This window comes from Pseudoalteromonas ulvae UL12, assembly GCF_014925405.1.
In the GTDB taxonomy this organism is placed as follows: domain Bacteria; phylum Pseudomonadota; class Gammaproteobacteria; order Enterobacterales; family Alteromonadaceae; genus Pseudoalteromonas; species Pseudoalteromonas ulvae.
This window is the reverse complement of the sequence record NZ_AQHJ01000030.1, coordinates 113,553-126,534: the sequence shown is the minus strand read 5'-3', so window position 1 is coordinate 126,534 and position 12,982 is coordinate 113,553. Positions and strand designations below refer to the sequence as shown.

Genomic DNA, 12,982 nt, shown 5'->3' with positions numbered 1-12,982 from the left:
CTGTGTTATAAATTAAAATAAGTAACGGACTTTAAGGGTCAGCTGATCTTGATCTCGTTGTTGCCACATGGAGTTGAGTTCACTGAGCCATTCTTTTGAACCGACCTCTTGGTCAAACTGCATCGCGCCTCGGTTATACACCAGATAAATATCTGAATAAGCACCTAAGCGATAACGCAATTTTATTTGGCTAGTAAAACGCTGATCAGTAAAACTATTGTCAATCCCGCTGAGCGGATTAAGGTGGTTTTGGCTAATATCGTAAACCGTTTTGGTATCCGCATCTAAAATCGCCCATTGTACGATCATGCTCAGCTCTAATTTATCGCTCAATAAGCCTGATACATTGATGTAATTATGGAATAAACGACGATCATACTCGGTCACTTGACTTGGCCCTGAGGCAATGACCATTCCATCGCCTTGACGGTAAAAATTATTAAACTTCACACTCCAATTTTCATGAGGCATCCACGTCATATCAACCGCATATTGTTGCGCCAAGCCATCAATCCCTTCTTGATCTAAGCGAAAGCTTGCAGCCCAGCTAAACGAGCCCGTGTACGGACTGCCATAAAAAAACCAACTCCTCAATAAATCTCGGTTTTCATAGCGGCCTTGCCCTGCCCCGATTAAGTCATCCCAACCGGAGGTTTGATAATCAAAAGCGGTATCAAAAGATGAGCCGTTATCTAAAATAAACGATGCCCAATACGATTGTGTGGCAGGCAACTTCAAGCCCTTGTCATTACTTTCATAGTTAAGCTGAAAGTTATGTTGAATACGGTTTATAAAACCACTGTCATAGTTGACCGATTGGCTGTAATACAACTCATTAAAGCGCCAATTATTGCGCTGACGATACCCTAAATCGTTATTATCAAACTGGTCGTCCAAACGTAAAAATCGCCCTTTTAAACTCGTATTCGCATCAAATTGATAGTTGATATTGGCACTAAAACCATAACCCTGCGTTTGCTGATTGCGCTCAGATACATCCGATCCTAAAAGAGCTGTTTGCCATGACCACGTCTCACTTTGATATTGGCTATCCCACGCTGCGGTTTTGGCTTGGCGGTCTAACCAAGGGCGATCTGTCTGAGTGAGTAATAAACCGCTTTGCCAATTATTTTCACGATAACGGGCGCGCCCAACATAAAAGTCTTTGCCAGCATCGGAGTCAAGGCTATCTTCAAGGGCTGCAAACCCAGCAAACTGCCAACTTTCGCCTTGATGGACAAAGCGCATGGCCGCATCAATCGGTGTGATCACCTTTTGACCATCATCACTCCCAGCTCCTATGCGCCGAGTATGGATGAGTTTAGTGTTTTGCTCTGCATTGACATTCATCACCCCAATATCCTGAGTAAAGAAAGGACGTTTATCGGTGACTAGGGTTTCAACCGTGGAATAATTTAAATCCAGTTCATCGCTATCAACTTGACCAAAGTCCGGATTGACCGCCACGCTGAGTTTTTGATGATGATCGGGCTTGTAAACTAAATCAAAGCCTAGGTCTGTTTGATTATTATCTCCCACAAAATCATGCTGATGTGTGATGTACGGCACGATTCCCCATTGTTGTTTTTTAGGAATGTTCGCAGCAATTTTCGGCATATTTAAGTAAAAATCGCTGTTGCCGGTTGTTTGCGGTTGTGAACCATAAATATGATTGGAAGCCAGTTCATAAAGCTGTAACGACACGCCCACTTCGGCCAAACCACGTTCATTTAAGTTGGGCTTAAATGAGACTGAGTGCCAAGGAATAAACACTTCTGAGCTCCAGTAATCTGCATGTTCGAAAAAGGCCGATTGCCAAATACCATCCCAATCATAATCACTGCTCAATTGAGGGGTCAGCACTGCATCTTGTATCCCTCCTCCCAATGTCACAGCAAAAATATATGCACCACTCCCATCACCAGAAAAATCGATCACAAAACGATTAAAATCAGCCTGCATGAAAGCATCTTGTAAGTTGTATTGTTTCTTACGCTTACCGTGTTTTTGCCAATTTTTAAATCCGATATACAGCCCTTCTTCTGTTGCAAGCGCACGCCCCTCAACTTTACTCTGAGTTTGCGTAAGCGTTGCAGGCACAACCTGATAGAAATCTTGATAAATTGTCGCCGTTTGCCACTGTGGTTCATCGAGTTTACCGTCGATAATTATCTCATTAGCCAACGCCGACTGCCCGCTGACTAAAGCAAGCACAACTAAGCCTGTTCGCATAATTTTTCACCCCTTAAAAACTTTCCTGTATCAGAGCAAATAACAACGCAAAAAAAGCTGATGGTTTCCTGAATAATACTGAGTAAAGACTTATAAACATTGACTTTAAGATGAATCACGGTATTTTTGGCGAACAATGGAGAACAGGTGTGATATGACGACAAACAATAATTTAGAACACACTCAGTCACTCGCCAAAGCGGGGCTGCCACAGTTTCAATTTGGTGACTTTACCTTCGATTTGGGCCAAGATGAGCTTAAGCAAAACCAAAGCCTCACCATCACTAAATTAGAACCGCAAGTGTCGCAACTCTTGCACCTGTTTGTTACTCACCCAGGCGAGGTGTTAAGTAAAACGTATTTACAAGAAACCCTCTGGCCAAATACAATCGTAGAACAAAATAGTCTGTATCAACTTCTGACTAAAATTCGCCGCTTATTAAACGACTCAAGTCGCTCGCCGAAATACATTAAAACGCTGCCTAAAAAAGGATATTGCTTTATTGCAACTGTCAGTTTGGTAGTCGAAGAAACCAAACCCCAAGCACACACAGAAGACCGTGCTCTATTGCCTTCAACAGCGCCAAATTATCTCTGGTTATGGTTAGTGCCAGCGCTTATCGTCTGCTTTAGTGCCTATGCTTTTTTCAGTCGCTATGATGGCGAGCCACCAGTTCCCCACTATGAGCTACAAGATGTAAGTTATGATTTAGGCCTCGAATCTGATGTCGATGTGCACATCACTGAAGATCTCATCGCGTATGTAAAAGACATATACAGCCTGCAAATAGCAAACAAACAAGGCGAGGTATTACATCAGCTTGATTCACCTTATCGAGTTGCATTTCCAACCTGGCAACGTTCGGGCAGTCTGTTAGCGTATTGGCGCTATAAAGAAGATCAGTGCGAGTTGTTTATAATGACTCCTCAAGGCGCGCAAAATCATCAAGCGCCTTCTATCGCGTGTGAATCTGCGATTCGCCCTGTGTGGAAAAATACCGATGAGTTAGTATTAAGTGTGTGGCAAAAAGGCCAACTCATCCCTTATCTTTATCGAATAAGCCAACAAGATTTCGTCAAGCTGCCACTCGCAATTCCGCGCCAGTCACTTTACAAAGGAGCGGTAAAAGCCTGGAATAGTGATGTATTTTACTTACTCAATCACGCCAACCATACCAGCAGCTTAATCAAGCTAAACGGTGAGCGCGTAATGAATTGGGGCTTTCCTGTCTGGCTTGCGGCCTATAATCCGCACACTCAAGCGATTATTAGCAATGACAGTAGCCAGCGCCATGCATTAGTCGCCACTCATGTCGATGGTCGTCAATATGAAGTATTTCAAACAGCGCAAGGTCTCTTTACCAATGTCTCGATTGACCAAGATGGCGATATTTATACGGCCATTGAAAGCTGGCAGGTGAATATTCGAGACAAAGATCAGCTGCCTATTTTCTCGACATCGAGTATCGACTATCTGCCAGTGAGCAATCGTCTTGGGGAAACCGCTTTTATGTCACGGCGCAGTGGAGTGTGCGAAGTCTATTTACATGCCGATGATCAAGTAGTACGACTGTCGCATCATAAAGGTTATGAATATGTGCAATTTCTTGAATGGCGACCTGATTTATCCATGCTGTTATCTAACCGCGACTTAGATTTAGCCCTCTACGATAGACAAGGGCAAGTGCTGCAATTTACCACCGAACTAAACGAAAAAATTCGCAATATTGGTTGGTTTAATAACGACACTGTCTTTGCATTTGATGGCCACCAGCTGCACTTTTATAACTTACAAGGTCACCTGACTCACTCACAAACCCTAGATGCACAATTGGTGTATTTTGATGTTGCTGCAAAGCGTTGGTTAGTATTGAAAAATCGCATCTTGTATAGCCATGATGCATTAGAAAATTCAGGTATTAAACTGGCTGAATTATCCAACCAACAAAGTAACTTGTTGCATAATATACGGCTTAAAAACAACACTTTGTATTGGCAATCATCGTGGTCAAAACAAGATTACATTTGGCGTTTACCACTCATCGAGCAAAGCCAAGTCGAAATGGTGAAACAAGGTAATCTGATTTGGCATTTTGATATCAGCCCATACGAAGAGCTCACCATTGCAAAAATGGAAGCACTCGAAGGCGATATCAAACGCTTAGCGGTTGTCACCGCCCCTTAAGACATAAAAAAACCTTCATCAGTATGAAGGTTTTTTTCTATCTAACAGAGGATCAAAGCCAGTAAATAATCGTGCTCAGACTGTGACTTTGTCCGGGTTCGAGTACGACTTTATCTTCCATCACATTGCCAGCTTCTAAACACAGCATGGTTTTATATTCTTCATCTTGGAAGTTAGAGAGGCGCTTTGCTTTATCAATCCAAGGGTTCCATAACACACACGACGTAGAGTGTTCTCGGCCCACTGCAATCGTGCCTTCAGGCGTGCGAATATGCTGCATTGGCGCGGCTTGGGTATAAACCATGTCTGTTTCACGGGCGAAACTGACAACCTCATTTTGCTCAAAAGGCCCTTCGGCGAATTCAATAAATTGTGAGCCTTGTAAGCCATCAACTTGCGTTGCTGTAATGTCTGATGTTGGGAAATAAGTGTGCAATGCTTGGGTTAATTCAATGGTCGAGTCACCGACGTTAGTGTTCGTTAGCGTGACCTTAAGTGTGGTTGATAAATGAAACACCACTTTCAACTCAGTGCTATGTGGCCAATAGGTTTTATCAACTGAGCGCATAGGTAAAGACAAGCTAACTTCGATATGATCATCATGCTCGTTCACTTCTTCAGCTCGCCACAAGCTCGTACGAGCCACACCATGAATTGGCCAACCTTCATGCTGGCTAACACCAAACCAAGGCCAACAAATTGGGATCCCGCCACGGAGCCCTTTGCCTTGCTGATAATCTTCATCTTCAGACATCCAGATTAATGGAGCCTGATCTTTTGGGGTAAACGATGCTAACTGCGCACCTTGTAAAAAAATTGTCGCGCTACAGAGCGCACTTTCTATCGCTAAATATTCAAGACCAGTGTCGGTTTGTTGGATTGTAACAGAGGGAGATAATTGCATAAGGCATCCTATAAATAATGAGTCGACTTAATACCAATACTTAATTTTGATTGTGCCGTTTAGCACCCTTTACGACAAGCTTTAGATCACACAGTGATTTTTATTCATGTTCATTGGACGTTACAGCATCGAAATATTCATTTTTTCTGCCAGCATTTCGAGCGCTTGTAGCCCAGCGACTGAATTCCCATATTCATTAAGTGCCGGAGACCACACACATACCGTAAATTGACCCGGCACGATGCCAATAATCCCCCCTCCCACTCCAGACTTACCCGGGATCCCGACCCGAAAAGCAAAATCACCTGCGGCATCATATAAACCACTGGTAAAAAGCAACGAGTTCATTTGCTGAGTTTGCTTGGCACTGAGCATCCGGCGGCCACTTTGCACACATACCCCTTGATGGGCCAAATAGCTAAATGTTTTTGCCAATTCCATACCGGTCATTTCAATGGCGCAATAACTAAAATACGCTTTTAATACTTGATCAACATCACAGTTAAAATTATTAAAAGACTTCATTAAGTGCGCCATAGCGGCATTGCGGTGACGATGTAAATATTCAGAATCAGCGACTTTTTTATTAATCAGTATTTTTTCGTTTCCCGCTAATAAACGAGCCGTTTCAAGCATTTGATACACAGGGGCAGACACTCGACCCACTAGCGCATCACACACCACCAAAGCACCTGCATTGATAAAGGGGTTTCGCGGAATGCCTTTTTCAAACTCCAATTGCGCCAATGAGTTAAACGCCGTGCCTGAAGGCTCTTTACCTACACGTTGCCACAAATCATCACCGTGATGACGCAATGCCAAAGTTAACGTTAAAACCTTTGAGACTGATTGAATTGAGAAGCGCGCTTGGTCATCGCCCGAACTGTAAGTTTGTCCATCGACGGTGTGCACGGCTATCGAAAATTGATCGGCGGCCACTTCAGCTAATGCAGGAATATAGTTTGCCACTTTGCCTTGACCAAAGAACTGGCGAGCTTGCACATTAATGGAGTCGAGAATGTGTTGAATATCTTGCATTATTTAGGCCGATCCACAGAATAAAAGAGGGGTTAGAGTAGCAAGTTTGCAGGCCAAGTGGGAGTAGATAGTATTTAAAATTAACTCTCAGAGTCTGCATGGTTGTCCGGCAAATGCAAAGGCATACGCATTTTTACCTCAATGCCAGTTCCTTGGGAAGAATAACAACGAATGTCACCTTTAAATAACTGCGTTATTAAGTTAAATACAATATGCATTCCTAACCCGCTGCCACCTTGGCTACGCTTCGAAGTGACAAAAGGCGTAAACACTTGGTCAACCATCGAAGCCGACATACCGTGACCATTATCAAAGTAATCAAAACAGATCATCTCATCTAGTACACTCACCTCTATGCGAATACTGCCTTGATCTAGGCCTTCAAACCCATGAATAATCGAGTTATTAATCAAATTTGTACATATTTGATGTAAAGCACCAGGGTAAGTGGTAAACAATAAATTGTCAGGGCCATTAATTTGAATGTGTATATCTTTCTTATTCCATAACGGCTTAAGAGAATACACAACATCATGCAGATATTCTGTCAGATTAATTTCACGCACACTTTCCGAGCTTTGATCAACGGCAACTTGCTTAAAACTAGAGATCAATTGATTGGCCCGCTCAAGATTTTTCATTATCAGTTCATAGCCATTCCCTTGCATGTCAATCGACTGCTCTAAATCGGACTGCTTTAAGGCTTTGCTTTCTAATTTTGTTTTTAAACTCGCCAAGCAATCTTGATTGTAAGAAATTGCCGTAATGGCGATACCCAAAGGGGTATTGATTTCATGAGCCACGCCAGCTACTAACCCACCTAATGAGGCCATTTTCTCACTTTGAATCAGTTCTTCTTGAGTATCCTTAAGCTGCAGCATTGCTTGTTCAAGTTTTAAGTTTTTACGCGAAATCTCCTCTGTACGAGCGGCTACTTTGGCTTCAAGTTTATCGTTTAATTCTTGCAGATTGCTCTCATGAATTTTCAATTGATTGATATCTTTGAGGGCTCCAACAACTCGCAGTGGTTTATTCTGCGAATCGCGTTCAATGACACGCCCTTTATCCATCACCCAAATCCAATTACCAAAAAAGTCTTTAACTCTTATCGCCACCTCATAATCATCGCTTTGATTGTCTATACAACGTTGTACATCTTCAATTAGCTGAGCTCTATCATTTGGGTGCGCAAACTCACTAAAAGTCGATATTTCAAAGGTATCGGTTTGATCTCCGTAATCAATTCGTGATGTCACACAATAACGATGAATTTGATTTGTGGTCACATCCCAATCCCATAGCTCATCCCCACTGGCCCACAGCGATAACTCTAAACGCTGCTTCAACTCAGCCATCACCCTGTTGTCTGCCACCACCTTGCGATATGCTTTTTGCCGACTGACGAAAAATACACTCACAGCCATTAGTACTGAGACAAAATAAAAAAACTTACTAATGTTGTTCCACCACCAAGGAGCCTGTAAGTGGATAGAGAGTGTATGAATATCTGATTGGTTGCCAAACTGATCAATCGCATAAGCTTCAACTTGGTAATTACCCGGAGATAATTTCAATAGGTTAACTTGACGACTCCCTTGCTCCATCTGCAACCATGTATCGGATAGACCATTCACCCGATAAAAATAAGCTAACTGCCGCGTCGCAGAAAATGTCAAAGATGCATACTTAAATGACATAATATCCTCAAAGTAATCAAGTTTAATTGATGTCACTTGGTCAGCTGGATGATTGATAATTACATGCTCATCAGATGGTGAAACGCTTTGACCCAGAATTGAAATATCAGTCAACACCAGATTTGCAGGCGAGAGATCCGGCGAAATATCTTGAGGATAAAACTGGTTAAAACCTTTTGAACCGCCAATAAATACTCGACCATTTTCAGATAACCATGCTGCCCCAAAGTTAAATTCCAAACCTTGCGCACCATCGCTGGGTACATAATTTTCATAACTAAAATCACCGGTATTAATGCGAATTAACCCACCACTTGTTCCTAACCAAACACTCTTATTATTGTCATAAACTAGCGACCAAACTGCATCGTTCTTCAATCCATCCTTACGATTAAACACTCGGCTCACTTTAAAATCTTGACTAATCAAGTTTACTCCGACTTCACTTGATGCCCAAATGCGCTGTTGATCATCCATCGTCAGCATTAAAATTAGGTTTGAGACAAGTCCATCTTCTGACGTAAGCCGCTTTAGCTGCTGATCTTTAAATTGATAAATACCTTCGCCTAACGTCCCAAGCCACAGCACCTTATCGCGTACTAGCATATCGGTTACTTGATCAGGTGATGCCTGCTCAGACGAAAAAAAAGGGATCAAGGTTTGTGATTGTGGGTCAAATTGCAATACGCTATGGCTATGAGAACTAAGTAAAACTCGCCCATCAAATAACGCAACACGGTTAAAATCGAGACTTGGGGCGTTTCCTAATCGAGAGGAATACAAGGAGACTTCTTGAGTATTTAAGTTAAACGATACAACACCATCACCTCGAGTGGTAAACCACATGGTTTGTTTATCTAAAATCAGTGAGGAGACAAATGAATGGCTAAACGCTGCTAATTGTGGAAATAACGCTTCAGCCTTGGTAAAGCCATTTCCATCGTATACATAAATCCCACGAGTAGTCGCGACCCATAGGCGATTAAAGGAGTCATCAGCAAAGCCTCTCACATCAGGAATAGTCAGCGGGCTATGCTGGTATTGAAATTGGCTAATATAACCTAATTTATTAACTCGAGAAGTCAGCAGGTTTATCCCTCCCGACTCTGTGCCTATCCAGAAGTTGTCGCGTTCATCAAATGCCAGCGACAGCACCATATTATCTGCCAAACTATCAAGAACCAAGGCGTTATGCTGATACTGCATTTTGCGCTGACCCTGAGTATCGATCGCCAGCACACCTTCATTCGATCCAACCCAAATCCAATTGTTGTGAAAGACCATAGTGTGAATTGTATTACTTTCGCGCTCTGTATGATCTCTCAACCACACTCTGTTAAATGGCGCTGTATTTTCGTACATTTCGAGCACACCATCTTGGCGACCTAATACAAGATCATCTTTAAGCAATAAAATTTCCGTCGTTGCAGCCTCAGTAACTTTAGTGACTGTGTGCTTGGTTAAATCAACCACCTCCACACCATCGAAACTGGCAACATACAATTGCTGCCCCTTGAATGCTAAACCATTCACTTTACCTTTTCGCGTCAAAGGTAAAGGCATAACTTGATTTTTATCGGGGTGTAAATGATAAACGCCGTCACTTTGTGTGCCGACAAAAACTTGCTCTGTGTCGCACGCCAAACTCGTTACTTGGTCAGAAGGGATATCGGCATTAAATTGTTGAAGGTAAGAGCTAAAAATACCGCGATTGAAATCATAAAAACTTAAGCCGGTGCTCGTTCCAATCCAAAGTCCGACATTTTTGATTAAACAAAAATCATTTATAAAGTTTCCCGCTAATGCATTTTCTTTTTGAGGCGTAGCAAAAAACTGTTTGAATTCATAACCATCAAATCGATTCAGCCCAGCTTGAGTGCCTAGCCAAATAAATCCCTTTTGATCTTGGATCACTGCCGTCACCGAGGCTTGAGACAAACCTTGCTCCTGACCAAAATTCACCATAGTTTGATGAACCTCAGAAAATTCAGGCAACGCAGCCATCACTTGAATGCTAAAAAATAAAGCGATAATGAATTGTAATTTCAATGTATTATTTGCAGCAAATGGAGTAATTCACTAACTATAGTCGAGATTTTAAACCGTAACCAAAATACACATTGTGGCAATATACACGCAGTCAACCAATCAAAAAACCAACCGTGGTGAAGCTCTGCCATATCAATTCAGAGCATAAAAATAAGTTTTTTCTACGAGTGCATACCATAATTTGAACAAATCAAAGGTGGCTTAGCTGAAAAGTTGGGGGTGGCGGTTGATGTAAAACAAACCAAAACCAAACTTGATATCCATATCGCTGACTATAATATTTTTTATAGCTTTAATGGCCCAGCACTTGCCCTAAGTTATCGCTTTTAGGTACTTCAAAAATATAAAGCGACTTGATGCCGCTTTATATTTTCTCGAATAATTGCATGACTTTGTTATGGCAATATTGACTGAGACAACTTTCATTAAAAAATGATAAGCCCGCCACCGCAATACTTAAAACCCCATAAAAAGATCCTAAAGCCAGTTGATGCTGAACAAAACTATCCAGAGCTAAAAAAGCAATTAACAATACTAATAGATAATAACAATTCAAAGGTTTTTGCATTTCGCCTCCTCTTCATCACTGTGACTTAGAAACTAAGCCATCATTGCTTTAATCACATAATACAAGCGCGTAACCCAGAGGGCGGGATTTAATGACTAAAGGCTATATAACCTGAGTTCTGGATAAAAAATCTATCTCAAGTGGTCATTTTCAACGATTACGACGCCAATAACCTCTTAGCCTCAGCTGCTGTGATATAAAAAAGGGGCGAACATTGAAGGGCAATCAACCTAAACCCAAAACGCTTGGGAACCGGAACTCATGAAGGGAAGTAACAATCACCTCTAAAAGCTGAGTCACTTTTTAAAAGAAACCCAGCACTCTTTTTAGCTCACTATAAAGAAATTGATTTAACTGCAAGTTTCGCCTTTCCACCTTGCTCATCAGTTAAAGAAGGCACTAAATAAACAGCAGAAATATTCGCCAAATTGAGGCCTTTATCTTGTGAAGTATCAGGAGTCCATGTTGGGCGTTTAAATTGCTCAAATGTTAACGTGTGGCTTTGCCATTCAAGTGCTTTTGGCAATAAAGCTTGATAATGGGCATAGCTTTTGTCCCCATCTTTACCATAATCAGACTGCGACAACTTAACAATTAACGGTTGGTCACTTTGATAGTGGATTTCGATTGATTTGGATGTGCTGAGATCGCCTTTAGGTAGCGTATAAATGAGCTCAACCCATGAGTTATTTTGCTTATCAACACGCGGAACACGCTCAAAATCAATTGCTATGGCTTCATTTTGTAGACTATGAAAATGTGCTTTGCTGCCATGAGGATCTGTCGCATAGCTCCAATCATTAATATTCAACGCGGCATGCCCATAACTTGCTGCACTGCATAATGTAAGCCCTGCCAAGAAAAGTGTTTTTAATGCCATTACTCAGTCCTTTTTATTGGTTTTCCACACCTTAACACGATTTATAGGGCACTAGAATCTACTTTTCTTCTCTGGCAATAACAAAAAAACCCGCTAAATCGCGGGTTTGAATACTTCAGAAATTTTTACAATTAACGCTTTGCTGTCGCTGTCAAAAAATCGGTTTTATCTTGATAGCGCGCCAACTTAGCAGAGATAACATCAGCGCCATGCATCGCAGCAAAATCTTTAATATTGATACCATTACAAGCTACACTCTTGCCGATAAAACGAATGCTTTGCTGGCTTTGACGAACAGCACGATGAAACTTAGCATTGTTTCCTGATGCTGCAGCAACACATAGTTGCGTTTCAATGCTGTCATTTGTTCCCGTGATATTTGCGGCATGTGCCCCCATTGAAAAGCTGGCAGCTGCGATAGCTAATACGGCGATAGTTACTTTTTTCATATTCATTCCCTCGGTTTAAAAAATACTTATGTTTTAAAGTGTTGAAGCATTGTGCTTCGTTGTTGAGGTAAGAATAGGCCAGCTTTTTTGTTTGGTTTTAACTTAAATGAGTAACGGTTTATTTTGGTGATTGAGGGTCATATCGAGTGATAAAGCAGCGTTGTAATCTGTAATTTTCGATTCAATTCAATGCCAGCTCTATTTATGGTGGCTATAACCCACCCGCTAAATCTAAAAAGCTACCGGTAGAAAAAGACGCTTTGTCACTGGCCAACCAAAAAATCGCTTGTGCTACTTCTTCAGGTTGTCCACCACGCTGCATAGGAATGGCCGTTTTTAACCTATCTACTCGATGCTCTTCACCACCATCGGCATGCATTTGCGTATAAATCAGTCCGGGTCTGACACAATTGACGCGGATCCCTTCATTGGCGACTTCCAATGACAATCCCTTAGTTAAAGTATCAATCGCTCCTTTAGAAGCAGCATAATCAATATACTCATTCGCAGAGCCTGTGCGCGCCGCTCCGGATGACACATTCACTATCGCGCCACCTTGACCGCCCAACTGCGTCGACATGCGTTTCACCGCTTCGCGACAACATAAAAAATAACTGGTCACATTGGTGCTCAACAGCTCATTGATGCGATCAGCATTCATATCAATTAAACGTGATTGCGGCTTTAAAATACCAGCATTATTCACCAACACAGACAAACGGCCATCGAGCTGATCGATTTGAGCAAATAAGCGCTCAACTTGCTGCTCTTGCGCGACATCCGCTTGCATCAGCACACATTTCCCTCCTTGTGCATGGATCTGCGTTGCTGTTGCTTCTGCTGCAAGGTGATAACTTTTATAGTTAATTACAACCAAAAAACCTTGTGACGCAAACAACTGAGCGGTTGCCGCCCCAATACCACGACCTGCTCCGGTAATGAGGGCTATATTTTGTTTTTCGTTAGACATAATAAGGACC

Annotated in this window: 9 protein-coding genes; 1 reads left to right on the top strand and 8 read right to left on the bottom strand. The window is 42.0% G+C overall.

The window, feature by feature from the left end:
• Positions 1 to 12 precede the first annotated feature (12 nt).
• Positions 13 to 2,232, bottom strand: a complete 2,220-nt coding sequence (locus tag PULV_RS14165; protein ID WP_193332064.1) for a DUF5916 domain-containing protein — start codon at positions 2,230 to 2,232, stop codon at positions 13 to 15.
• Between the two features lie 154 nt (positions 2,233 to 2,386).
• Here PULV_RS14165 and PULV_RS14160 point away from each other — a divergent pair, with 154 nt between their 5' ends.
• A complete protein-coding gene (locus tag PULV_RS14160) occupies positions 2,387 to 4,417 on the top strand; it encodes a winged helix-turn-helix domain-containing protein (RefSeq protein WP_193332063.1) in 2,031 nt (676 codons plus the stop codon).
• Positions 4,418 to 4,469: 52 nt separating this feature from the next.
• Here the strand turns inward: PULV_RS14160 and PULV_RS14155 are convergent, their stop codons facing one another.
• From PULV_RS14155 to PULV_RS14125, 7 genes are all read right to left on the bottom strand, one after another.
• Entirely contained in the window at positions 4,470 to 5,321 is an 852-nt protein-coding gene (locus tag PULV_RS14155; protein WP_086745745.1) for a D-hexose-6-phosphate mutarotase, read from the bottom strand.
• 120 nt (positions 5,322 to 5,441) lie between these two features.
• The gene (gene glsB, locus PULV_RS14150) at positions 5,442 to 6,359 is read right to left on the bottom strand and encodes a glutaminase B (RefSeq protein ID WP_086745746.1); all 918 of its coding nucleotides are present in this window, start codon (positions 6,357 to 6,359) and stop codon (positions 5,442 to 5,444) included.
• 80 nt (positions 6,360 to 6,439) lie between these two features.
• The gene (locus PULV_RS14145) at positions 6,440 to 10,105 is read right to left on the bottom strand and encodes a sensor histidine kinase (protein ID WP_140372892.1); all 3,666 of its coding nucleotides are present in this window, start codon (positions 10,103 to 10,105) and stop codon (positions 6,440 to 6,442) included.
• A gap of 364 nt (positions 10,106 to 10,469) precedes the next feature.
• Entirely contained in the window at positions 10,470 to 10,673 is a 204-nt protein-coding gene (locus PULV_RS14140) for a hypothetical protein (RefSeq protein ID WP_193332062.1), read from the bottom strand.
• A gap of 334 nt (positions 10,674 to 11,007) precedes the next feature.
• Entirely contained in the window at positions 11,008 to 11,553 is a 546-nt protein-coding gene (locus tag PULV_RS14135; protein ID WP_193332061.1) for a carbohydrate binding domain-containing protein, read from the bottom strand.
• Positions 11,554 to 11,684: 131 nt separating this feature from the next.
• Positions 11,685 to 12,002, bottom strand: coding sequence for a DUF3718 domain-containing protein (locus tag PULV_RS14130; RefSeq protein ID WP_176365247.1), 318 nt, complete (start codon positions 12,000 to 12,002; stop codon positions 11,685 to 11,687).
• A 211-nt stretch (positions 12,003 to 12,213) separates the two neighbouring features.
• On the bottom strand, positions 12,214 to 12,972 hold the full coding sequence (locus PULV_RS14125; RefSeq protein ID WP_193332060.1) for an SDR family oxidoreductase: 759 nt from the start codon (positions 12,970 to 12,972) through the stop codon (positions 12,214 to 12,216).
• Positions 12,973 to 12,982 lie beyond the last annotated feature (10 nt).

What these genes read in the sequence shown, in the direction of transcription:
- PULV_RS14165 (WP_193332064.1), bottom strand. Translation starts at nt 2,232, where the DNA reads ATGCGAACAGGCTTAGTTGTGCTTGCTTTAGTCAGCGGGCAGTCGGCG.
- PULV_RS14160 (WP_193332063.1), top strand. Translation starts at nt 2,387, where the DNA reads ATGACGACAAACAATAATTTAGAACACACTCAGTCACTCGCCAAAGCG.
- PULV_RS14155 (WP_086745745.1), bottom strand. Translation starts at nt 5,321, where the DNA reads ATGCAATTATCTCCCTCTGTTACAATCCAACAAACCGACACTGGTCTT.
- glsB (WP_086745746.1), bottom strand. Translation starts at nt 6,359, where the DNA reads ATGCAAGATATTCAACACATTCTCGACTCCATTAATGTGCAAGCTCGC.
- PULV_RS14140 (WP_193332062.1), bottom strand. Translation starts at nt 10,673, where the DNA reads ATGCAAAAACCTTTGAATTGTTATTATCTATTAGTATTGTTAATTGCT.
- PULV_RS14135 (WP_193332061.1), bottom strand. Translation starts at nt 11,553, where the DNA reads ATGGCATTAAAAACACTTTTCTTGGCAGGGCTTACATTATGCAGTGCA.
- PULV_RS14130 (WP_176365247.1), bottom strand. Translation starts at nt 12,002, where the DNA reads ATGAAAAAAGTAACTATCGCCGTATTAGCTATCGCAGCTGCCAGCTTT.
- PULV_RS14125 (WP_193332060.1), bottom strand. Translation starts at nt 12,972, where the DNA reads ATGTCTAACGAAAAACAAAATATAGCCCTCATTACCGGAGCAGGTCGT.